We start from the raw sequence: 21,726 nt of genomic DNA, 5'->3' as shown, positions 1-21,726 counted from the left end.
ATCAATGACTGTCGTTGGCGACCCAGTGGTGTGGGCCGACTTCGCGATAGGTCATTTTATTGACCTCTTCGCCTGCCTTGCGCAGCGGGGAAGGGATCTCGCTGTCATCAAACTGGCGCACGCTGCGTTGTTGAGGGTCGGCAATCGGCACCGAAGCCAGCAAACGCTGCGTATAAGGATGCTGAGGGTTATTGAACACCGCCTGGCGCGGACCGATTTCCACAATCTGACCGAGATACATCACGGCAACGCGGTTGGCGATGCGTTCGACCACGGCCATATCGTGAGAAATGAAAATCCATGACACGCCGGTTTTTTGTTGCAGATCCATCATCAGGTTTACCACCTGATCCTGAATCGAGACATCCAGTGCGGAGACGGCTTCGTCAGCAATAATGACCTGAGGTTGCAGTGCCATGGCGCGGGCGATAGCGATACGTTGGCGCTGGCCGCCGGAAAACTCGTGCGGATAGCGACGGGCGTGTTCGGGAGGTAGTCCGACGCTTTTCAGCAGTTCCTGCACGCGGGGCGTTGCGTCCTCCAGCGATCGGGCCAGCCCGTGCAGCAGCAGCGGTTCAGCAATGGTGAAACCGACGGTTAAGCGCGGGTTCAATGACGCATACGGGTCTTGGAAAACCATTTGGATTTCGCGGCGCAACGGCAAAAAAGCGCGATCGTCCATCAGGGAGATTTCATTGCCCTGAAACAGAATACTTTCTGATTCGCTCTGAATCAGGCGCAGCAGTGCGCGCCCAGTGGTGGATTTTCCACAGCCGCTCTCCCCGACAATCGCCAGGGTTTCGCCGGGCCACACGCAAAAATCAATCTGTTCGACGGCATGTACGCGGTGCGTAACCGCGGAGAAAATACCGCTGCGGATCGGGTAGTAGACGCGCAAACCACGGATGTCCAGCAGCGGCTCTGCGTCATAGCGCGCCGTTTTCTGTTCGCTATCGCTGGATTGCTGTTGTCCCAGCAGCGGGAAACGACGCGGCCAGGCGCTGTCACGCATATCGCCCAGCTTCGGCACTGCGGCCAACAAGGCTTGAGTATAAGGGTGCTCCGGATGCGCGAAAATTTGCTCAACCGTACCTTGTTCCACCACTTCACCCCGGTACATCACTACCACGCGATCGGCGATTTCAGCGACAACGCCCATGTCGTGGGTAATAAACAGCACGGCAGTATCACTTTGCTGCTGGAGATCGCGCAGGATGTGCAGAATGCGCGCTTGTACGGTGACATCCAGCGCGGTGGTGGGTTCATCGGCAATCAGCAACTGCGGCTCGCATACCAGCGCCTGCGCGATCATCACGCGTTGGCGCATGCCACCGGAGAGGGAGGCCGGGTAGCTTTTCATCACACGATCCACATCCGCGATGCGCACTTTACGCAGTAACTCGCGCGCTTTTTTATGCGCGGTGGCCGTATCGCAAAGCTGATGGTCGCGCAGCGCTTCCGTCAACTGATCGCCCACTTTCAACACTGGGTTGAGTGAGGTCATCGGTTCCTGAAAGATCATTGCCATATCGCGTCCACGCAGTTGACGGCGATCGTCCTCTTTCATATTCAGCAGATCGTGGCGCTGTCCGTGGCGGGAGTGGAAATGCATGCTGCCGCGCTCAATGGCGGCAGAACCGGCCAGCAAGCCCATCGCGGCTAACGACGTCACGGATTTTCCCGAGCCGCTCTCACCCACAATGGCAACGATCTCCCCCTTGTTAACGGAAAACGAGACGCTTTTCAGGGCGACATGTTTGCCCGACCTGCCGCTGAAGCTGACGCTCAGGTCATCGATCTCCAGCACCGGCAGGGCGGTTTGTGGGGGGGCCGACGCCGGGTTCGGGGTGGCCTGTGCGAGTTGCGTCATGTGGACTCCGGTTAACAGTGTGGACTCTTGCTGTGTCATAGCCAGATGCGTCCGTGGTGATAAGTCAGGTAGGGTGAACTGTCGGCGGCCAGCCAGAGCGGGCCATCCAGATCGACATAGTCGGCGGCGGCAGCGACCGGTAGTGCGGCTTCCATCGCCAGTGAAGAGCCAACCAGGCAACCGACCATCAGTTTTAGCCCATGGAGCCGTGCTTCACGCACCATGGCCAGTGCTTCTGTCAATCCGCCACACTTATCCAGCTTGATGTTGATCATCTCGTAACGACGGCGGATACCGGGAATATCGCCGGCATGGCGACAGCTTTCATCAGCGCAAAGAGGGATGGGGTGCGAAAAACGCAGTAACTCCTGATCTTTGCCTGCCGGTAACGGTTGCTCAATCAGCGCGATGTTATAGGGGAGCAGTGCGTGACACAGGCTGAGTAAATCGAGCCCAGCCCAGCTTTCCGTGGCATCAACCATCAGCGTGGCACGGGGTGCGGCGTCGCGCACTGCGGCGATTTTCTCAACGATGTCGCTGCGATCCAGTTTGAGCTTTATCACCTGCGCCCCGCGTGATATCGCATCGCGGGTGGCTGCCACCGTGTTTTCCAACGACGTAATGCTCAGCGTTTCCGTGGTGATCAACGAGGCAGGCGGTTGTATTCCCACCTGCTGCCATACGGTTTGTTTATGCAGGGCCGCATTTAAGCGCCACAGTGCGCAATCGAGTGCGTTGCGTGCTGCACCAGGAGGGAGCAGCGTTTGGATTTCATCCCTCGACGCGCCACGTGTAACCGCACCACGCACGGCGTCAAGTTGACGGCAGACACTGGCGGCAGATTCTTGATATTCAAACGCGGGCGTACATTCGCCTAAACCGATAAATCCCTGTTCTTCAACGGTGATCCTGACTACGCTTACGGCATTGCGCAATTCCTGTGCACGCTTGCACGGGCGTGCCAGAGAGAGTTTGACGGTCTCAACCTGCATCTGGCGCATCTCGTGTATCCCTCTGGTGAATGAATAATCAAAACTATTTCATGCAGGGGAATGACTGACGAATACTTGTTTGTCGGGAGGGTATAACCTCAGGCTATACCTTGATGCAGACGCCAACATTCCCTTGCCGATATCGCGAAACGCGCCTAAAGTAGGAATTGTTGTCCGAAGGCCGTATAATGCGCGCCAATCAACAGCGTATAACCCGGAGAATCTCATGCGTCCGTCAGGCCGAAGTGCACAACAGGTGCGTCCCATCACGCTAACGCGTGGCTATACCAAGCATGCGGAGGGTTCCGTGTTAGTCGCGTTCGGCGACACGAAAGTACTGTGTAACGCGACGGTAGAAGAAGGCGTGCCGCGCTTTCTGAAAGGGCAGGGAAAAGGCTGGGTAACCGCTGAATATGGCATGCTGCCGCGTGCGACCCATAGCCGCAATGCGCGTGAGGCTGCCAGGGGGAAACAAGGCGGAAGAACGCTGGAAATCCAGCGCCTTATCGCACGTTCTCTGCGCGCTGCCGTTGATCTGGAAAAGCTCGGTGAATACACCATCACGCTGGATTGCGATGTGTTGCAGGCTGATGGTGGCACGCGTACCGCTTCCATTACTGGCGCGTGTGTTGCGCTGGCGGATGCGTTCAATCGCATGGTGGCAAAAGGCCAACTCAAATCCAGCCCGCTCAAAGGCATGGTTGCGGCGGTTTCCGTGGGGATTGTTGCCGGTGAAGCTGTGTGCGATCTCGAATATGTGGAAGATTCTGCCGCGGAAACGGACATGAACGTGGTCATGACCGAAGATGGCCGCATGATTGAGGTGCAGGGCACCGCCGAAGGCGAGCCGTTCAGCCATGAAGAGCTGCTGGCGCTGCTCGCTCTGGCGCGTGGTGGCATTGACACTATCGTCGAGGCGCAGAAAGCGGCATTGACGCAAGCGCCGGTCGCGGACCTCAAGTAAACATGACTGGCATAAACCGCCTGTCATCTCATCAGCCGTTGCCTGGCAGCGGCGTTGTCCATTTTTGCAAAGCGACCTCGGCGTCGCTTTTTTTATGGCTGGAATTCCAGCTGTACCCTAAATAATTCGAATTGCAGGAAGGCGGCAAGTGAAGGAATCCCGATGAGCTTACTTAGGTAAGTGATTCGGGTGAGTGAACGCAGCCAACGCACATGCAGCTTGAAGTATAACGGGTACATAACCATACTCACCGTGATACGAGGAGATGCAGTAATGAAAGCCTATCAGCGCCAATTTATTGAATTCGCGCTTAGCAAACAGGTATTAAAATTCGGCGAATTCACATTGAAGTCCGGGCGTGTCAGCCCCTATTTCTTCAATGCCGGGCTGTTCAATACCGGGCGCGACCTGGCACTTTTGGGCCGTTTTTATGCTGAAGCGTTAGTGGATGCCAGTATCACCTTTGATGTGCTGTTCGGGCCGGCTTACAAGGGGATTCCGATCGCCACGACCACCGCGGTGGCGCTGGCTGAGCACCATGAAACCGATGTGCCTTACTGCTTTAACCGTAAAGAAGCCAAAGATCACGGGGAAGGGGGCAATCTGGTTGGCAGCGCGCTGCAAGGCCGTATCATGCTGGTCGATGATGTGATTACCGCAGGTACCGCCATTCGTGAATCCATGGGCATTATCGCGGCAAATGGCGCGACGCTTGCCGGGGTGTTAATTGCACTGGATCGCCAAGAGCGCGGTACGGGCGCCATTTCGGCCATTCAGGAAGTGGAACGCGATTATCAGTGTCAGGTGATTTCCATCATTGCGCTGCAAGACCTGATCAGCTTTTTGGCCGAAAAACCAGAGATGGCCGTGCATCTGGATGCGGTGAAGGCTTATCGCGATCGGTATGGTATAACGGCGTAGTCACCGGTACATGGGTGTTGATGTTGCCTGAGAGGTTTCTGGCCAGCCTGTTACTTATGTAAACAGGCCTTGGTGCAGAGGCTCTTAGGCAAAAGCGAGGTGAAGTTAATAGAGTTGGGCGGCAAGCAGTGGCCAACGTGTCTCAAAATCCTGCGTAGGCCGAAAGCGAAATTCTGAGCGCACATAGCGTGACAGCATCCCTTCGCAGAAGGCGAGCAGTTGGCTGGCAAGCAGTGACTCGTCATGGACAAGGGCTTTCCCCTCTCGCAGTTTGTGCTCACGCAGCACTTGCTTGAGCTGCGATTCAATGCGCTCAAACAGCTGGTTGATGCGTCCTTGTAAACGATCCTGTTCGAACATCAGCGCATGGCCAGTCAGGATACGCGTCAGGCCGGGGTTGCGTTCAGCAAAACCCAACATGAGTAACAAAATCAACCGCAAGCGTTGGAACGTATCTTTCTCATCTTGCAGGATCAGATTGATACGTGTTGTCAGCGAATCCTCAATAAACTCGATAAGGCTGTCAAACATCCGCGTTTTGCTGGGAAAGTGCCGATAGAGTGCGGCTTCGGAAACCCCGACCATTGCGGCAAGCTTTGCGGTAGTGATGCGTTGGCTGCCATCACTGGATTCCAGCATTTGCGCCAACGCTTGCAAGATTTCCTCGCGGCGATTCCTTTTCGTATTTTCTTTCTCTGCCATGTCAGAAAAGACCCTTGATCAAAAAGAAGCTGACAACTATTTAGAATTATTTAGGGCAACGTCTTGAATAAACGCTACAAAGACACGCGATTGGCCGCGTGTCCAAGGGCAACGCAGGGTATACCCCTTTTCGAATCAACGACGACCAGAATGGCCGAAGCCGCCTTCTCCTCGTTCTGTTCCTACAAAATCATCGACAATGTTGAATTCGGCCTGAACGACGGGAACAAACACCATCTGCGCGAGGCGTTCACCGGGTTCGATAGTGAAGGCTTGCTGGCTACGGTTCCAAACGGAAACCATCAATTGCCCCTGATAATCAGAGTCGATAAGACCAACCAGATTACCTAAAACCACACCGTGCTTATGCCCCAGCCCTGAGCGAGGGAGGATCACAGCAGCCAGGCTGGGATCGGCGATATGGATAGCGATACCCGTTGGCACCAGTATCGTCTCGCCAGCGGATAGCGCGATCCCTTCATCAATACAAGCCCGAAGGTCAAGGCCAGCCGAGCCTGCGGTGGCATAGGTCGGTAACGGGAACTGTTGACCAATGCGTGCATCAAGAATTTTTACGTCGATTTTTTTCATCATAACGGCGGACAATCTCATCGATTAAATGTTGGCCAAGGAGGCGCTTTTCGCACAGAGGTAAACGGGTGTCACCCTCCGGCCAAAACAGCTGCAACGCGTTGGTGTCACTGTTGAATCCCTGCCCTGAAAGGGAAACATCATTCGCGCAAATCAGATCCAGATTTTTACGCGTCAGTTTTTGTCGCGCGTATTCTTCCACATTCTGGGTTTCGGCAGCAAATCCAACGACGAAAGGGCGACCCGCTGACATGGCTGCAACCCCGGCAATAATATCTGGGTTTTTAACCAGTGTGATACTGATTTCATCACCCTGTTTTTTAATTTTGTCGTTGGCTATCTGTTTAGCCCGGTAATCGGCTACGGCGGCACAGCCTATGACAATCTGCTGTTGTGCCGCATGAGACATCACCGCTTGCTGCATGTCCAACGCGCTGGTTACGTCAATGCGCTGAACGCCAGCGGGTGTTGGTAATGACACAGGACCGGTGACCAGTGTCACGTGAGCGCCACGCTCTGCCGCCGCTTGAGCGATGGCAAATCCCATCTTGCCGGAACTGTGATTGGTAATGAAACGTACCGGATCAAGCGCCTCACGCGTTGGCCCCGCCGTGATCATAATGTTGAGATGTTGCAGATCGTTGACGCGCGAGAAGTATCCGTCGGCAAGTTCAACGATCGCCGACGGATCAATCATTCTACCAGGACCCACATCACCGCAGGCCTGACTGCCGCTGTCGGGACCCCACACCAAGCCACCGCGCCGTGCCAAGGTGGCGAGATTATCCTGTGTTGGCGTCGCGCGATACATCTGTTGATTCATGGCAGGTGCAATAGCGATGGGGGCTGCCGTTGCCAGACAAAGCGTGGTGAGCAAATCGTTAGCCATGCCGGCGGCTAAACGTGCAATCACATCTGCCGTTGCGGGAGCAAGAATAACCAGGTCTGCCCATTTTCCCAGCTCAATGTGCCCCATCGACGCCTCGGCCGCAGGATCGAGCAGATCGTCTGATACTGGGTATCCTGAGACCGCCTGAAGCGTGAGCGGTGTAATAAATGCCTTGGCGGCAGGTGTCATTACCACGCGGACTTCTGCACCGCGATCGCGCAAACGCCTGACAATTTCTGGGCACTTGTAAGCGGCGATACCGCCGCTGATGCCGAGCACGATTTTTTTACCGGAGAGCCCAGGCTGATTGGAAAATCCCGTCATCATCTTTGTCCGATTAACGCCTAAGAGGAAACATTTTATCATAACCTTGCCGGATGAGCGGAATCTTGCTCGCGTTTGTGTATGTTCATGACGCTTTGTTGCAGGACGTCTTGCGTGAGGTTATGCAGGTGTTTGCTTGAGCTCTCGCCGCGTCACCGCGAGCCTGCCATGATAGGGTAACGATGGAAAGGAGGCGCAACGGTGTGGATTGACGATCAGGCTCCGCGTGAAAAGCTTATTGTTTCGGGGGCTGAAGCGCTTACGGATGTGGAACTGCTGGCCATTTTTCTGCGCACTGGGTTGCCGGGTGTCCACGTGATGGCCTTGTCAGAGCAACTGCTGCATCATTTTGGCTCCCTCTACCATGTCATGATGGCAGAGCAACGAACATTTTGCGCCGTGAAAGGGATGGGCGTTGTTAAATTTGTGCAATTTCAGGCGGTAGCGGAGTTGGCGCTGCGACTCTACGCCACGCGTTTGGTGAAAGAAAAAGCGATGCTGAATCCCGATCTGACCCTGCGATACCTGCAATCGGCGTTGGCTCATCAAGCGCGAGAGATTTTTACCGTGCTATTTCTCGATAATCAGCACCGTGTGATTCGACATCAAGAGATGTTTGCCGGTACTATTGCCAGCGTCGAGGTGCACCCGAGAGAAATTGTGCGTGAAGCGTTAAAAGCCAATGCGGCAGCGCTCATTCTGGCGCATAATCACCCTTCCGGGGATGCGGAGCCGAGTAGCGCCGATCGTATGATAACGACGCATATTATTCAGGCATGCGCATTGATGGACATTCGCGTCCTCGATCACCTGGTAATTGGGCGTGGTGAGTACGTGTCATTTGCCGAGCGAGGCTGGATTTAGCATATTTTCCGCGATCCTTAGAGATCTTTCGCTGCTCGGGACTTGAGCACATCCGCGCTAGAGCGTATACTACGCCACCTTTGAGAATCTTGGGTGTGGCGTTAAGAGCCTATCTCAGCAGGTTTACCCTGATGACAGCATCTTTACTTGTAAAGCTGCTGAGATGGGCTCTAAAGCCTGACGAGGCGGCCAACATCCTCTACGAAGCTCGAGCTGATTTGATTTTTGGAGAATAGACATGTCCCGAGTCTGCCAAGTTACTGGCAAGCGTCCGGTGACCGGTAATAACCGTTCCCACGCACTGAATGCGACCAAACGCCGTTTTCTGCCGAACCTGCATTCCCATCGTTTCTGGGTTGAAGGCGAAAAACGCTTTGTAACGCTGCGCGTATCTGCTAAAGGTATGCGTGTTATCGATAAGAAGGGTATCGAAGCGGTCCTGGCCGATCTGCGTACCCGTGGTGAAAAGTACTAAGGAACTGAATCATGGCTAAAGGTGTTCGCGAGAAGATCAAGCTGGTTTCTTCTGCCGGTACTGGTCATTACTACACGACGACGAAGAACAAGCGCACTAAGCCGGAAAAACTGGAACTGAAGAAATTCGATCCGGTTGTCCGTCAGCATGTGATCTATAAAGAAGCTAAAATCAAGTAATTTTAGTGGACTTATTAAAAACCCGGCCAAGGCCGGGTTTTTTTATGCTACGTTAGCCGCGGGCGTGTTCAGGAGGAGAAAATGCCGGAATTACCAGAGGTCGAAACGAGCCGCCGCGGGATATCCCCCTATCTTGTCGGACACACTATCCTGCACGTTGACGTGCGTAATCCCCGCTTGCGTTGGCCCGTGTCCAACGAGATCCTCGCGTTGAGTGACCAGCCTATTTTGAGCATAGCGCGCCGGGCAAAATACCTGCTGTTTGCACTGCCTGACGGTTGGATTATTGTACATTTGGGCATGTCTGGCAGCTTACGTATTCTGCCGGAATATCTCCCTCCCGATAAGCACGATCATGTGGATATGGTCATGGACAACGGCCATGTCCTGCGTTATACCGATCCCCGACGTTTTGGTGCCTGGTTATGGACGACGGATCTTGAAACCAGTAGCGTACTTGCTCATCTTGGCCCGGAACCCTTGAGTGAGGAATTCTCCCCCGACTATCTCTACCAACGTTCTCGCGGTAAACACACGGCGATTAAGCAGTGGGTGATGGATAACAAGGTAGTGGTTGGCGTAGGAAACATTTATGCCAGCGAATCCCTTTTTATGGCGGGTATTCATCCCGATCGTGCGGCAGGCTCGCTGAGCGAATCAGAATCTGCGCATTTCGTTCAGTCGATAAAGCAGGTACTACAGCGTTCGATTGAGCAAGGCGGGACGACGTTAAGGGATTTTTTACAATCAGATGGTAAACCGGGGTATTTTGCGCAGGAATTGCAGGTTTATGGTCGTGCGGGGGAACGTTGCCGCGTATGCGGAACGCCGTTGTTAACGAAAAAACATGGGCAGCGTAGTACATTTTATTGTCGTTGCTGCCAGAAGTGATACTGGGTAAATAACGCCAGGTTGCCGTTTAAAGGGCGAATCTGGAAAAGCACCAACAAGATTACAAAACTGAGGATTTTATCGGTGAACCACGAGTACGCTACTGCCGCACGGCATCCGCTTGATAAGCAGCATATAAAGTTAACCTACGTTACGCACTTTTACTGCAATCAGGACAATATGGATTCCGTATTTTCGTTGCTGCGGCTGTATGAGCAGTTGCCGGAAGATATCAGAACTGCGGTTGAGTTCGTTATTGTTGATGACGGTTCACCGATTAAGTACGACATTGGCACGTTTGTTCTGAACATCACCTGGCTGCGTATTAATGAAGATATTCCATGGAACCAGGCTGGCGCACGCAATTTAGGGGTGACTTACGCTAAGTCTGACAAAATTTTTATCACCGATCTTGACCACGAATTGCCGGAATCCTCATTCCGCTATTTGATCAATTGCCGTAATCCAGGCCGCAATTTTTACAAAATCTATCGGGAAAGTCGTGAAGACGGCATCAAAAAACGCGGCCAAGTGTGTAACGTGGGCGACAGGTATTATGGTCATCCGAACACGTTCTTTATGTCGCGTGCGCGCTTTATGCGTTTCTTTGGCTATGACGAGGAGTTTGCCGGAAATTATGGCTCAGAAGATTTCCGCTTCGTTAAATACCAGAAATACCAAGGTTCGCGCCAACATTACCTGCCGAAGAACATTCGTTGTTTTGAACGGGATGTGGACCGGGAAGAGAGTTACCATACGTTACACCGCGACCTTTCCGCCAATACGCCGATTGATAAGCGTAAGAAGCAAGAATGTAGCTTGTTCGGTGATGAATATGGGCAAAGCCGTATTTTTCTCAACTTTACTTGGGAAATTAAATACCGTAACAACGTAATGCCAGCGGCATTGCCTCCGTTAAAGACATGGTGGCGTCCACTGTGGTGGTTCCGCTATCTATGCGGTGCTATGGCGCGTTAATCATGTTGCCATTTTCCGGCGGAAGAACCCCTCTGCCCGCCGGATGATGCCTTATTTACCCTGCGCCAGCTTTTGCTTAAGCGCTGAGCCAATCGCATCGGGAAGAAAGTGCGAGACATCCCCTCCGTGGCGGGCAACCTCTTTGACCAGAGAGGAAGAGATAAATGACCATGCTTCCGATGGCATCAGGAACACGCTCTCCAGGGTTGGCATTAAGTGAGTATTCATTTTTGCCAACTGAAGCTCATATTCAAAATCCGATACTGCACGTAACCCGCGAATTAGCACATTCGCGCGCTGCTGTTGCGCGAAATGCACCATAAGATCGGAAAACCCCACTACCTCAACATTCGTCAAATGTTGCGTTGCCTGCCGCGCTAATGTGACACGCTCATCCAAACTGAACATCGTGTTTTTACTGGGGCTGGCGGCAATGGCTAACACGAGATGATCAAACAGACGTGAAGCGCGGGTGAGCAGGTCCAGATGCCCATTGGTTAAGGGATCGAAGGTACCTGGGTAGATTGCTTTGGTCGCCATGGGAATCCTTAACACCAGTGGGTTAGATAGATGAGTTTGCTCGCGGAGGAAGATAGGGCTCCAGCAATGTGAGCAAGCGCTGAAGTGCTCCCTGATTCTGGTGCAGCACTTCTACGGCGTGTCGCCCATAATAGAGTCGGTAATCTTCATCCGTCAGCAAGCTGTTCACTTCTTTGACAATACTGTCAGTATCTTTCACGGTGATCAAACCGCCAGCTTCTGACAATTTAAGGCAAATATCCTTGAAGTTAAACGTATGCGGGCCCATGAGTACAGGGATGGCATGTGCCGCAGGTTCCAGGGGGTTATGACCTCCCCGTTCCACCAGGCTTCCACCGACAAAAGCGATGTCAGCGATGCCATACAGCATCATCAACTCACCCATGGTATCGCCAATCACCACTTGTGTGTTTGCCGCAGGGACGTCGCCACTGCTGCGCAGGGTGTAGCTAAACCCCAGACTCTGGGTAAGTGCCTGAGTTGTCGGGAAACGCTCTGGATGACGAGGTACCAGAATCAACAGCAAATCAGGAAACCGGTTTAGCAATTCACGGTGCGCGGCCAAAATAATCGCCTCTTCACCTTCATGCGTGCTGGTTGCAATCCACACCGGGCGCCGCGAAGCCCATTGACGCCGTAGTGCCACGTCTCTGGCCGCTAATTCCGGTGTGACAGAAATATCAAATTTCAAACTGCCAGTGACAGCCAGGTGCGAGCGCGGTAAACCGAGGTCGATAAAGCGTTCACCGTCTTCTTGGTTTTGAGCGGCGATCAAGGTCGTTCGACGCAAAATACTGCGTGTCAGCGATCCGATTTTTTTATAGCCTGCCGCTGAGCGTTCAGAAAGCCGTGCGTTAGCGATAACCAGCGGGATATCACGGCGATGCAGTTCAGTGATCAGGTTTGGCCACAGTTCGGTTTCCATGATGATCACCAGTTTTGGGTTCACCTGATCGAAGAAGCGCTTAAGGGCGCAGGGGAGATCGTAAGGCAGATACACATGATAGACATCATTGCCGAAGGCGGAGCGGACACGCTCTGAACCGGTCGGCGTCATGGTGGTGACTGTAATCGGCAAAGAAGGGTAGCGGTGACGAAGCGCTCTGACCAGGGGAATGGCCGCCAATGTTTCACCAACAGAGACCGAATGCAGCATGATACCGTTGGGTTTGACCTTCTCCGCACAGAATCCATAGCGTTCACTCCAGCGGCGACGATATGCGGGCGCTTTGCGTCCTCTTAGCCACAGACGGAGCCAGATTAATGGTTGAACGAGGTAAAGCAAGATGGTGTAAAGGGTTTGTAGCATCTCTAGTGGCTCTTATTAGGTTATCGCTGGGGGGATTTTATCGCGTAAATAAGAGCAAGGCTATGGATTTATCGAGATGTCCCTGTTAATTAAGCTGTAAATACACATGAAAATGTAAACTGGTGATAAAAATATGATAAATATACCTGAGGTGGTTAGTTGATTATTTGCATAAAATAACTATTTATGCTGCACATCTGAAATTTCTTTTCTGGAAATATTTCTCCATCGCCTTAATTAACATTGGAATTTTAAATTTTCTGGAGTTATCGCCACGCTCGAATTTTAAATTGTTGACTTGTACGTAACGGGGCAGGGTATTTTTTTATGACAATGTGGGCGGTGGCGTTATTCTTAAATGTGCGTACTCGCGAGTTCTGGTAACGGCTTCTGAGTTATCAGTAACGTTGATGAAAGCGTTGTTGCGCTGCATTATCGACGATACCTATCGTTTTCAAGAGAACGTGCCGCGATTCGATATATCGGCCGATGATCTGATTGGTTGCCTGAGCGTGAATGGTATACCCATGCGCAATACAGACAACCCCACGTCGTCACCGAAAGGAGCATCTCAGCATGTCGCCTCGGATACGAGGTTTCTCACTGCCAGATACGGTCCAATAAAGGCAGACTTCATTACAGACGCTCCGCGACCTCGATCGCAGCGTTCCGATGCATGATCTGCACCTATATCATGAGGGAGAACCCCTATCACGCCGTGTAATAAATTCAATAAAAACAACATAAATATGCTATTGGTAATTACCAGCAGATTATTTTTTTGTCCGCCATGAATTAGAGTTGTTATTTTGATAATAAGCTAAACTCTGTTCTTTATTCATGATATCAATATCAGGATGCCAAGGTAAATGGGTAACAGAATAACGACCAGCAACCCGTATTGCATCGAGTAAATTATTGAAGTAATATTTTTTATTATAAATGGCAAATGTTGTATCAATGGGGGCAGCATATAACTCAAACAAATCATCGTTAATTTGCATATTCCAAAATCTACTTTCCCATTCGGCTACTGTAAATTTTTTAGGCGCAACATAGAATGGCTTGCGTTGTTTAGGTGTTGTCATGTACAAATCCTTTCCTATTTCTTTTGAAAGTGATAAAGCACAACCCACCTTATATATTTCATATTTTTCCGTAAGGTTAATAAAATCCTCCACAAAGCTTTCAGGAATATTATCCTCAAACGCCAAGTCAGGATCGGTATAACCAAAGAAATTAGGCAACGTCTCATAAATCGGAGACATAAAACCTACTCTATATCCAAAATTAAACTTCCCAAAAATAACTCGTGCCTTTTTACTGTCGTTTAAATCGTTCAGGGCTTTACGTGAATCACTGTCTGTTGAATTATTATCAATGATTATTGGTACGACCCCCAGTCTATTCAGCTGCAAGGTCATATTTTCCACATACACATAATTATTATATGATATTATTAGTATTGGCACATCAATACCATTTATAGCTGTTTTTAGCTCAGTGGCCATCTCATTCAATGCTTTGTTTTTAATGTAGTCTCTTAATTTTTTCCAGAAAACCATGAACTCAGCCTCTCAATAAAAATCCATACCGATCCCAGCAAGCTAGTATAATTCGCCGTGTTGAATCTGGAAAGTGTTCTATACCCGTCATACTCAGTATAGGTTTCGATTTGTCCAGGTGGTCACTGCGAACCCGAACGCCATCAATTGCACCGTACTCCCTCCGCTTTAATGCTCATACATCACGATGAACCGGTAGGTGTAAGTCAATGCCGAGAGCCCGTGTTTCCCGATTAAAGCCATCAACACCGTTAAATGAACCAATGGCCAACTCCAGGGGGAAAACCATCGGGTGTTAAGGACGCGTGAGAACGTGTACCGGATGGCAAAAGCGCAACACCTAGCAGGGCGGCCAGGCAGAACAATAAACTAACAACCGAGAGAAACCTTATGACATTAACGCAATCTTGGCGTTATACTGACATAATATTTACGATTTACGGCCGGTGGAGCAAAAGCAGATGGATCCTTTTAAATTTAGATGGACGAAACGTCACGACGATTTTTGCATCTCAGAAAATATTTTTCTTCAACAGCCATTCAATATTAAAGGTGTTTATAAAACCAGAAATCTGCTGTTATTTCAAAAAGGCCCGAGCGTTAAAATAACCCAGAACGTTTGGGTTGAAAGCTTCGCCACTATGCCCCAACGTAGTTTTTGCTCAATGGGTGCGTTTTCCTATGCTAACAGTCGGTTACGTGGTGACACTCAGATAGGCCGATTCTGTAGCATCGCAGGGGGAGTAAAAGTAATGGGGCCTGACCACCCCACCGATCGATTTACCAGTCATTTGTTTACCTATATAGATGTTGAAGCCAAAATGGCCAATGTAACACCAACTGAATATGAAAAATTACATCGGCCCGCACCAATAATCGGCAACGATGTGTGGATTGGTGAAGATGTGACCTTGAAAACAGGGATTACAGTTGGTCATGGGGCGGTTATTGCTGCGAGATCTGTGGTCACGAAAGATGTTCCCCCCTATGCTATCGTCGGTGGAGTTCCAGCAAGAGTAATTCGATTTAGATTTGAGAATGATGTCATTCAAAAGTTATTATCGCTCGAGTGGTGGAATTACAAACCCTCTGACCTTCCTCATCAAAAAATGAATATCAATGAATTTGTGGAGAGCCTTGAAAAGAAAATCTCCATGGGTGATATATCTAAGCAAGAATACAAAAAAATTCATTTATCAGATGTTTTTAAATCATTGTGTTAATTTTTCTTTTAGGAACGTAGTCAGAAGTCATCGTATGAGAAGGCGATGAGTGCACCGAAGATAACGAAGAATATCCGTATTGATGGTGGTAAAACCGGGAGGGGGCCACTCCAGCGACGACGATAGGGAGAGCCCTACAGCCCCGTACATGGCCAGAACATCGGTGGGATTAAGGGTAAAGTAGAACGGTGTAAAGGGCTTGAAGTATCGATATTGGCTATTGTTCGATCATCGCTGGGGGAGTAAACGGTGGCTGGCGGTAAAAGCGTTAAATATGTCATCAAAAAATATCTTCAATGCGCCAATATCACACCGCACTTTTTTTGCAGGGCAATTATTTTTCTAAATGATAAACATCAGCCATGATTGTGTTGACCATATAATCAGCGCTGTATTTATTCGTTATTGAATCTGAAGTAGGCGTTGTTTTTTTGTCGAGGAAATTAGGTAATAATTTTATATCATCGTGTGATAATATAAAAAATCTGTCTGGGTTATAAAAATCATATTCCATAATGTGTACATTATTGGTTATTAATTTTTTATCAAAGACCAGCGCTTCTATGGCACGTAATGTGACACCCTTCTGTCCGGCATGATTTATTTCTATGATGACATCACTTTTAATCACTTTTCTTACATTCTCATCATAGCTCAGCGATTCATTTTTACAGAACGACGGGTAATTCTTAGATTGTTTTTTCTTGTCGAATAAATAAAAATCAGCTTGGTAATTGACACTGTTTAAACAATCATGAATTTCATAAAGATAAGTTTCTCTTTCCTTTCTATATTCACCAATAAAAAAGCACGATTTCTCATTCGATAGTGTTGAATTTGTGTCTTTCAAAATATCCGAGACATTTTTGTTCGTGTAGGGTAAAAATTGATTTAGAAAGGTTAAATTGAAATTTTTGCAGTCATCAGGATCGAAGCTATAGATTATATCAAATTGATCCCGAACGGTATTGATGAATTCATCTTTTGGAAGGAGCCATTTTTTATTTTCTTTCATCCCTTTTTCAAGATGAACGATGGTATCACGAATGATCAACACCTTCTTGCAGTCGATGCTTTTTATTAAATCCAGACAGCCTAAAACACTAAAGCCATTGCAAATAATCAAATCATCGTGCTTAATTTCTCGCAGCTTTAGGAAATGATGTATTTTTACGAATAATTTGTTGCTGATGCCGAGTTTTTTTAATTTAATATTGTTTTTTGTGAAGTGTTTCATCACATTGTTTTTTTCTTTTATGCCAAGTTCTGATAAATTTGCAAGCATTAATTTTTCATAATTAGCATTCCACTCAATAAAGTAGATATTCATAAAATATTCTCTGGAGTGAAAAATTATTTTAAATAGTAATAGGCAATTCTAGCGAGAATACCATCCAGAAAGTGATATTTTCTAAATGCATGCTTAGATTTTTTCTTCCATTGTAATGCATTTGCTGGCGTTAGCAGTTTGACATCATGCCATGCGGATGCCTTGTAGGCGGTTTGAAAATAAACCGTTGATGGATATTGTCCCCATGCGCTCCACGGTTTTGTCGTACCGACATAATGGATAAATACACTTTCGTCATTAATAATTTTTTTAAATTTTAGGTGTGTCTTATCTTGAAGCTCGCTTTTGATACTGTAGATACAATTGAACTTTCGCGGTAAGAGAATTGTTTTGCCACACAACAGAATATTAAGAGCATCTTGATCTGGATATTTTAGTGTTGTGTTTTCTTTAATAAACGCCAGCGTTCTTGCTGTGAGTTGATTCGCTGTCCAGTTTTTCAGGTGCGTAAACATTACGCCTGAATTGAAGTAATCAGTCTTCATTGCTGGGTTTTCTAAGCGAAGTGCACATTGTTCCTGGATGGTACTAATATCTGGTACTACTGCGCATATGTTAGTTTTAAAATCGAGAGTGGATAATTCTGCCAGGTTGTTCTTACACATCACATCAGCATCAAGATACAGCAAGGTATCTAGCTTCTCTGTAAGATAATCAAAGGCTATAAGGCGAAAATACGCAGAGCAAGGCCATTTATCTTGTGGCAGATCAGCTAATAACGTGGTATTGACTTTATAGATGTGAATATTAACATGATGCCGATTCGCCATGGCTTCAAAGCGGGATATGGTCTCACTGTCAATATAGTCTGTGAAAAAATGAAATGCCAACGGGACAGTAGTATTGATGACAATTGACGTTGCGGAAATAGCGGCACCTAACATAAATTTTTTATCTATGCCATAGGCGATATTAAAGAACGTGACCGCTGAATTGTTACCAATAATATCAACCGTTCGCTCTACAATGGCTGATTTATCAAAATACATATTCACTCTCTTGCGTAATTATCGGGCTAGTAATTTCTTCGTAAAATACTTAGCGTAGCTCATCAACGATGGAAATATATTCCCTTTATGAGCATAATGTTTGGCGCAGTATCTTAGTTGATTTGACGATCTTGCTTTTTCCAGCGGTGAATTTTCCCAAGGAGAATGCGATTTCGCGATTTGAAAATAGTGACTGTTAGGATAATCAGCCCATTCATGCCAAGGTTTTGTTGGCCCGATATAATGAATAAAGATGACGTTGTCTGTAATAAAGTGTGTTGTGTCTTTATTTTTATTTAGTTCGTAGTTAATGCTATATTGGTTATTGTATTTCTTTGAAAGGAACAAAACTTTATCAACAAACAGCATATTTAGAATGTCTTGATCTAAAAAAGAAATTCTATTTTTGATCTCATCATTGTCAAGCAACGTCATGGCTTGACGACTAATATCTTCTTTTCCCCATTGAGCAACATTGATCAACAGAAAGCCTGCATTAAAATAACCTGCGCTGATTCGATCATCTCCCAGCGCTTGCGCCCGCTTGGTCCACCAAGGGTTCTCGCCTTCAGTTACTACCGCGGCAAGATGGTTGTCCAGTTCTAGTTCAACTAATTCATCTACGTTGCCGTTACAGATGATATCGGCATCGAGATAAAGAATTTTGTCTTTTATTTCGTAAAAATAGTCGGCAATGATAAATCTGAAGTATGTGGCGTAAGACCAATTCTTGGTGCTGGGAAGTGACTTTAGTTCGTCGCAATTCACAATGTAAATTATGATTTGAGTATTGTATTGATGACTTAGTTTAGTGAATTCTTCTCTATTTTTTTTATCAAAAAAATCAGTGAAAACATGAAATGTAAAATTTGTTTGCTTATTGTTCAGTAAAATAGATGCTATAGATATCCCGCAACCAAAAATGAAATTTTTGTCAATTCCATAGGCGACGTCTAGCGTTTTTTTCGACGCGTCTAACGATATATTTTCGTTTAAAATCAGCTTATTGATAATCACTGTTTGAGGGGTAAAATACATGCTTTCACCATTTTACGTTGTTCAATTTAATTATTTTTGTGATGCTGTAGTTATGACCTTTTTAAAGGTGCGATAATAGTTATCATCATAAAAATCATGAATGGAGGCTTTTATTGTTTTTACATCAGATATTTCTCTACTCACAATAATGGAAGAGAGAATAGCTTGTAACTTATTCAAATCCCTCACGGGATATAGCTGCCCATTAACCCCATTGTGAATGATATCTCCCGGCCCAGACGGACAGTCACTGCTCACACAATAGATACCATAGGACATGGCTTCGAGCAGTGTCATCGGGAGCCCTTCAAAGGCGGAACTCATGACAAACGCAGAAACGGTTTTGATATGGTTCTGAATGTAACCCCAAGGGTCTGCCTGCCAGCCATGCCAATGTGTCTGTTGATGAATTCCGAGTTGCTGCGCATAGGCTTTACACGTCTCGGCATCTGATCCATCACCAATAAAATGGCATTCCCACTTGCCCGTTACGCCAGCAAAGGCATCCAGCATGTCTTTCAGGCGTTTTTGCCCTTCAAACTTCAGTCGGCCCACATAAATAAACACCGCATTTTCGCCCTGTGCGGGGCGAGGGATGACAATGGTTTGTGGCGTGACCGGATTGAAAATCACAGAGATGCGTTCGGCAGGAACACCGCGCTTTATTAATTGCTGCTTGATACCGGAGCTGATAGCCAAGTGATGATCTGCGACCAGTGCCTGTGCAGCATGTTTTTTATGATCGAGTGAGTAGTGCAGCCATGAAATTAGCGGCAGCGTTTTCTTGCTGTGACGGATCGCTTGTGCCGCAATGCGGCAGGATGGTGCATCAAAAGCAATAACTGTATCCGGTTGGTTCTGTTTAATGAAGCGCGCCAGCGCAAACGCGTGACTCATTCGACGCAGAAAGGAGATCTTGATGGCGGAATGATGGCAAATAAAGTGCTTTCCTTCCAACCAGGCTTTATCCATGCGGTTATCGCGGCAGAGGAAATACAGGGTATAGGTGTTTTTAGTGTCTTGGTCACTTTCCAGAAAGCGGGTGACTTTTTTTATTACGGTTTCAATCCCGCCGAAACCGGATGTGGCCTCACCGACGAAAACTATATTCATAATGTTATTCAGGGCTCGGGTTAAAGTGCCTTACGCTCCGTTCTCTCTCGAATCTTTTCTGCTTTGGTAAACGCTTCGTGAAATAGCGCTTGTTCCTGACGCAGCGTAGTACGTAATGGTTGATGATCAAAATAGATCTTCAGGAAAAACAAAAGATCGTGTTTGCTCAGTCCAATATCGAGTGAGGAGAAATAGAGGCCGATAAGATCTTTATTACGCCATCTCAGCGGAACACGCTTGCGGAGTTGCGCCCGATGCAGATCAATAACCGAAAGTGTAAATTGTTCATCAGTTGGCTGGTAAGGCTGGCGTAGCAAGAAATGGCAAATGTAGCAATCGCGATGATTAACGCCGCCGGCATGCATCTTTCTCACCATTTCAGCCACACGGCGAATCAGTCGCCGTTTTTCGGCATGCATTGGCGGATTTTGCGGCCAGTTGGCGCAATAATCTTCCAGACTGATGGCTGGGCTTAAATCCTCAGTAATGATAAAAGATTCGCGCTGTAGCGGGTTTACTCCCCGCTGGCCAAATGCGGCACCTGTCATGGTGTCTACACCGAGATCGCGCAAGCGGTGAATCGCGTTCCATTCGCGATCGGCGCCCAATACGGGAAGGCGCAATGAAAACAGGTTTTTTAGGGCCTCTTTCAATGCCGTGCCGCGATGTATTTTGATAAACCACGAACGTCCGGCCAAGGTAAAACGTAATGTTTTACGGCTCTCTAATGCGCGAAAGACTTCTCCATCCAGTTTTTTGACTTCTTCAAACGGGTCGTGTTTCTGCCAGAGTGAGGCGAACGGCTCTTTTAACGTAATGACACTTTTCATTTAGTGACGATCCTGGCCCGAAATCAGCAGGGCGGCTTTTTCCGGTAAGCTGTAAAGATCTTCCGTATCGGCATAATGCCGGGCATTCTCCGACCAGTGATGCAAGGTTTCCGTTTGTCCCAATGCCTTGTGCAGCGCAGCGTTCAGCGCTTCCTGACTGAAGGGGGAGGCGATAACCTGGCCCGCTTGTGCCTTATCAATATGGAACGCGTAGCCACAGACTTCCGTCACGATAACCGGTAGCCCGGCAGTAATCGCTTCAAGGAGCACAATGCCAGCGGCCTCCTGATGTGCAGGATGGAGGAGCACGTCTGCGGCGGCCATAAAATCAGGAACATCGCTACGCCCCGCGAAAAAACGCACCTGTTTATCAATCCCTAACTGACCCGCCAGCGTCTGATAACGGTCGGGTTTATCTTGGCCAACAACCAGGAACACGACTTTTTTCCGCAGGTCTTCCGGCAGGCTGGCAACGGCGCGCAGGCTACGCTCGACGCCCTTGCGCTTGAAATCTGAGCCGACTTGCAGCAGTACCAGAGCGTTTTCTGGGATATTTTGCACATGACGAAAGGTTTGGCGAACGCCGGGTGTCTGCTGGTCATATTTTCTGTCCAGCGCAATGCCCGGCGGTAGGATCAGGAAACGCGCATCCTGCGTACCATAATGTTTTTTAAAATCTGCAATCTGGCGCTGAGTCAGCATCAGCATTTTGGTTTTCACATCCGGGCTGAACACCGCTTTTTCAAAAGCGGCGTAGTGCTTATAGCGCGGCGTTAAGCGATAGAAAAATCCTTTCTCCTGCTCGACTTTTTCTGCATAGCACACATCGGCGGCGTAATAAAAATCCAGTCCCGGCATTTTGTTAAACCCCACCACGCGATCGGCAGGGTGTAATTGCAGATGGTGTTGCACCCATTCACTGTAGCGCTGATGCCGCGTGTTATTGCTAATACCCACCGTGGGCACCAAAATGATCTCAAGATTTTCTGGCTCTTCTCCCTGCCAGGACAAGACATACACGCGCACGCGGTGACCCTGCCTTACACAAGCCTGAGCAATACTGAGAAAATCGCGTTGCAAACCGCCAAACGGGAAATATTTATACAAGCAGAAGGCAATATTCATGCA

22 protein-coding genes are annotated in these 21,726 nt (G+C 48.4%); 8 read left to right on the top strand and 14 right to left on the bottom strand.

Translation table 11 applies throughout. From position 1 onward, the window contains the following. Nucleotide 1: 1 nt before the first annotated feature. Nucleotides 2-1,870, bottom strand: a complete 1,869-nt coding sequence (locus K6K13_RS20285; protein WP_222158576.1) for an ABC transporter ATP-binding protein — start codon at nt 1,868-1,870, stop codon at nt 2-4. Nucleotides 1,871-1,905: 35 nt separating this feature from the next. Beyond that, on the bottom strand, nt 1,906-2,871 hold the full coding sequence (locus K6K13_RS20280) for a dipeptide epimerase (protein ID WP_222158575.1): 966 nt from the start codon (nt 2,869-2,871) through the stop codon (nt 1,906-1,908). Between the two features lie 217 nt (nt 2,872-3,088). On the opposite strand from K6K13_RS20280, the gene rph reads away from it, so the two are divergent. Further along, nucleotides 3,089-3,826 (top strand): ribonuclease PH, encoded by a 738-nt coding sequence (gene rph, locus K6K13_RS20275; RefSeq protein ID WP_222158574.1) that lies wholly within the window; start codon nt 3,089-3,091, stop codon nt 3,824-3,826. Nucleotides 3,827-4,099: 273 nt separating this feature from the next. Next, nucleotides 4,100-4,747 carry an orotate phosphoribosyltransferase gene (gene pyrE, locus K6K13_RS20270; protein ID WP_222158573.1) on the top strand — a complete coding sequence of 216 codons (648 nt, stop codon included), beginning with the start codon at nt 4,100-4,102 and terminating at the stop codon, nt 4,745-4,747. Between the two features lie 105 nt (nt 4,748-4,852). On the opposite strand, the gene slmA is transcribed toward pyrE, so the two are convergent. The 3 genes from slmA to coaBC all read right to left on the bottom strand — a co-directional run bounded on the left by slmA (nt 4,853) and on the right by coaBC (nt 7,256). Further along, nucleotides 4,853-5,449 carry a nucleoid occlusion factor SlmA gene (slmA, locus tag K6K13_RS20265; protein WP_195314936.1) on the bottom strand — a complete coding sequence of 199 codons (597 nt, stop codon included), beginning with the start codon at nt 5,447-5,449 and terminating at the stop codon, nt 4,853-4,855. A 135-nt stretch (nt 5,450-5,584) separates the two neighbouring features. Next, nucleotides 5,585-6,043 (bottom strand): dUTP diphosphatase, encoded by a 459-nt coding sequence (dut, locus tag K6K13_RS20260; protein WP_222158572.1) that lies wholly within the window; start codon nt 6,041-6,043, stop codon nt 5,585-5,587. Beyond that, nucleotides 6,012-7,256, bottom strand: a complete 1,245-nt coding sequence (coaBC, locus tag K6K13_RS20255) for a bifunctional phosphopantothenoylcysteine decarboxylase/phosphopantothenate--cysteine ligase CoaBC (protein ID WP_252120364.1) — start codon at nt 7,254-7,256, stop codon at nt 6,012-6,014. Before coaBC ends, dut begins: the two co-directional genes overlap by 32 nt. Nucleotides 7,257-7,454: 198 nt before the next feature. Between coaBC and radC the strand changes: the two genes are divergently transcribed. The 5 genes from radC to K6K13_RS20230 all read left to right on the top strand — a co-directional run bounded on the left by radC (nt 7,455) and on the right by K6K13_RS20230 (nt 10,640). Further along, nucleotides 7,455-8,117: a RadC family protein gene (gene radC, locus K6K13_RS20250; protein WP_222158571.1), complete on the top strand. Its 663-nt coding sequence runs from the start codon at nt 7,455-7,457 to the stop codon at nt 8,115-8,117. 238 nt (nt 8,118-8,355) lie between these two features. Continuing rightward, the gene (gene rpmB / locus K6K13_RS20245; RefSeq protein ID WP_195314938.1) at nt 8,356-8,592 is read left to right on the top strand and encodes a 50S ribosomal protein L28; all 237 of its coding nucleotides are present in this window, start codon (nt 8,356-8,358) and stop codon (nt 8,590-8,592) included. An 11-nt stretch (nt 8,593-8,603) separates the two neighbouring features. Continuing rightward, nucleotides 8,604-8,771: a 50S ribosomal protein L33 gene (rpmG, locus tag K6K13_RS20240; protein ID WP_026738454.1), complete on the top strand. Its 168-nt coding sequence runs from the start codon at nt 8,604-8,606 to the stop codon at nt 8,769-8,771. Between the two features lie 81 nt (nt 8,772-8,852). Further along, a complete protein-coding gene (gene mutM, locus K6K13_RS20235) occupies nt 8,853-9,662 on the top strand; it encodes a bifunctional DNA-formamidopyrimidine glycosylase/DNA-(apurinic or apyrimidinic site) lyase (protein WP_222158570.1) in 810 nt (269 codons plus the stop codon). Between the two features lie 180 nt (nt 9,663-9,842). Further along, the gene (locus tag K6K13_RS20230; protein WP_252120363.1) at nt 9,843-10,640 is read left to right on the top strand and encodes a glycosyltransferase family A protein; all 798 of its coding nucleotides are present in this window, start codon (nt 9,843-9,845) and stop codon (nt 10,638-10,640) included. Between the two features lie 51 nt (nt 10,641-10,691). Here K6K13_RS20230 and coaD read toward each other — a convergent pair whose 3' ends face one another. The 3 genes from coaD to K6K13_RS20215 all read right to left on the bottom strand — a co-directional run bounded on the left by coaD (nt 10,692) and on the right by K6K13_RS20215 (nt 14,054). Beyond that, the gene (gene coaD / locus K6K13_RS20225) at nt 10,692-11,180 is read right to left on the bottom strand and encodes a pantetheine-phosphate adenylyltransferase (protein WP_222158568.1); all 489 of its coding nucleotides are present in this window, start codon (nt 11,178-11,180) and stop codon (nt 10,692-10,694) included. Nucleotides 11,181-11,202: 22 nt separating this feature from the next. Continuing rightward, on the bottom strand, nt 11,203-12,489 hold the full coding sequence (gene waaA, locus K6K13_RS20220; protein ID WP_222158567.1) for a lipid IV(A) 3-deoxy-D-manno-octulosonic acid transferase: 1,287 nt from the start codon (nt 12,487-12,489) through the stop codon (nt 11,203-11,205). A gap of 773 nt (nt 12,490-13,262) precedes the next feature. After that, complete coding sequence (locus tag K6K13_RS20215; protein WP_222158566.1) at nt 13,263-14,054, bottom strand: glycosyltransferase family protein; 792 nt, start codon at nt 14,052-14,054, stop codon at nt 13,263-13,265. Between the two features lie 461 nt (nt 14,055-14,515). Here K6K13_RS20215 and K6K13_RS20210 point away from each other — a divergent pair, with 461 nt between their 5' ends. Continuing rightward, entirely contained in the window at nt 14,516-15,277 is a 762-nt protein-coding gene (locus K6K13_RS20210; RefSeq protein WP_222158565.1) for a CatB-related O-acetyltransferase, read from the top strand. A gap of 334 nt (nt 15,278-15,611) precedes the next feature. On the opposite strand, the gene K6K13_RS20205 is transcribed toward K6K13_RS20210, so the two are convergent. Genes K6K13_RS20205 through K6K13_RS20180 form a run of 6 tightly spaced genes read right to left on the bottom strand, consistent with a single transcriptional unit; the run spans nt 15,612 to nt 21,723 of the window. Beyond that, the gene (locus tag K6K13_RS20205) at nt 15,612-16,607 is read right to left on the bottom strand and encodes a WaaS/CpsH family glycosyltransferase (protein WP_222158564.1); all 996 of its coding nucleotides are present in this window, start codon (nt 16,605-16,607) and stop codon (nt 15,612-15,614) included. A gap of 23 nt (nt 16,608-16,630) precedes the next feature. Continuing rightward, the gene (locus K6K13_RS20200) at nt 16,631-17,617 is read right to left on the bottom strand and encodes a glycosyltransferase family 8 protein (RefSeq protein ID WP_222158563.1); all 987 of its coding nucleotides are present in this window, start codon (nt 17,615-17,617) and stop codon (nt 16,631-16,633) included. An 18-nt stretch (nt 17,618-17,635) separates the two neighbouring features. Next, the gene (gene waaO / locus K6K13_RS20195; protein WP_222158562.1) at nt 17,636-18,655 is read right to left on the bottom strand and encodes a lipopolysaccharide 3-alpha-galactosyltransferase; all 1,020 of its coding nucleotides are present in this window, start codon (nt 18,653-18,655) and stop codon (nt 17,636-17,638) included. A 30-nt stretch (nt 18,656-18,685) separates the two neighbouring features. Next, a complete protein-coding gene (waaB, locus tag K6K13_RS20190) occupies nt 18,686-19,768 on the bottom strand; it encodes a lipopolysaccharide 1,6-galactosyltransferase (protein ID WP_222158561.1) in 1,083 nt (360 codons plus the stop codon). 20 nt (nt 19,769-19,788) lie between these two features. Next, complete coding sequence (gene rfaP, locus K6K13_RS20185) at nt 19,789-20,598, bottom strand: lipopolysaccharide core heptose(I) kinase RfaP (RefSeq protein ID WP_222158560.1); 810 nt, start codon at nt 20,596-20,598, stop codon at nt 19,789-19,791. Then, complete coding sequence (locus tag K6K13_RS20180) at nt 20,599-21,723, bottom strand: glycosyltransferase family 4 protein (protein WP_222158559.1); 1,125 nt, start codon at nt 21,721-21,723, stop codon at nt 20,599-20,601. Nucleotides 21,724-21,726: the final 3 nt, after the last annotated feature.

It is taken from the genome of Symbiopectobacterium purcellii, assembly GCF_019797845.1.
GTDB lineage: Bacteria > Pseudomonadota > Gammaproteobacteria > Enterobacterales > Enterobacteriaceae > Symbiopectobacterium > Symbiopectobacterium purcellii.
The sequence above is the reverse complement of the archived record's forward strand: the minus strand, read 5'-3'. Positions and strand labels throughout refer to the sequence as shown.

Coding starts and splice junctions, on each gene's coding strand:
- K6K13_RS20285 (WP_222158576.1), bottom strand. CDS start 1,870: ATGACGCAACTCGCACAGGCCACCCCGAACCCGGCGTCGGCCCCCCCA.
- K6K13_RS20280 (WP_222158575.1), bottom strand. CDS start 2,871: ATGCGCCAGATGCAGGTTGAGACCGTCAAACTCTCTCTGGCACGCCCG.
- rph (WP_222158574.1), top strand. CDS start 3,089: ATGCGTCCGTCAGGCCGAAGTGCACAACAGGTGCGTCCCATCACGCTA.
- pyrE (WP_222158573.1), top strand. CDS start 4,100: ATGAAAGCCTATCAGCGCCAATTTATTGAATTCGCGCTTAGCAAACAG.
- slmA (WP_195314936.1), bottom strand. CDS start 5,449: ATGGCAGAGAAAGAAAATACGAAAAGGAATCGCCGCGAGGAAATCTTG.
- dut (WP_222158572.1), bottom strand. CDS start 6,043: ATGATGAAAAAAATCGACGTAAAAATTCTTGATGCACGCATTGGTCAA.
- coaBC (WP_252120364.1), bottom strand. CDS start 7,256: ATGATGACGGGATTTTCCAATCAGCCTGGGCTCTCCGGTAAAAAAATC.
- rpmB (WP_195314938.1), top strand. CDS start 8,356: ATGTCCCGAGTCTGCCAAGTTACTGGCAAGCGTCCGGTGACCGGTAAT.
- rpmG (WP_026738454.1), top strand. CDS start 8,604: ATGGCTAAAGGTGTTCGCGAGAAGATCAAGCTGGTTTCTTCTGCCGGT.
- mutM (WP_222158570.1), top strand. CDS start 8,853: ATGCCGGAATTACCAGAGGTCGAAACGAGCCGCCGCGGGATATCCCCC.
- K6K13_RS20230 (WP_252120363.1), top strand. CDS start 9,843: ATGGATTCCGTATTTTCGTTGCTGCGGCTGTATGAGCAGTTGCCGGAA.
- coaD (WP_222158568.1), bottom strand. CDS start 11,180: ATGGCGACCAAAGCAATCTACCCAGGTACCTTCGATCCCTTAACCAAT.
- waaA (WP_222158567.1), bottom strand. CDS start 12,489: ATGCTACAAACCCTTTACACCATCTTGCTTTACCTCGTTCAACCATTA.
- K6K13_RS20215 (WP_222158566.1), bottom strand. CDS start 14,054: ATGGTTTTCTGGAAAAAATTAAGAGACTACATTAAAAACAAAGCATTG.
- K6K13_RS20210 (WP_222158565.1), top strand. CDS start 14,516: ATGGATCCTTTTAAATTTAGATGGACGAAACGTCACGACGATTTTTGC.
- K6K13_RS20205 (WP_222158564.1), bottom strand. CDS start 16,607: ATGAATATCTACTTTATTGAGTGGAATGCTAATTATGAAAAATTAATG.
- K6K13_RS20200 (WP_222158563.1), bottom strand. CDS start 17,617: ATGTATTTTGATAAATCAGCCATTGTAGAGCGAACGGTTGATATTATT.
- waaO (WP_222158562.1), bottom strand. CDS start 18,655: ATGTATTTTACCCCTCAAACAGTGATTATCAATAAGCTGATTTTAAAC.
- waaB (WP_222158561.1), bottom strand. CDS start 19,768: ATGAATATAGTTTTCGTCGGTGAGGCCACATCCGGTTTCGGCGGGATT.
- rfaP (WP_222158560.1), bottom strand. CDS start 20,598: ATGAAAAGTGTCATTACGTTAAAAGAGCCGTTCGCCTCACTCTGGCAG.
- K6K13_RS20180 (WP_222158559.1), bottom strand. CDS start 21,723: ATGAATATTGCCTTCTGCTTGTATAAATATTTCCCGTTTGGCGGTTTG.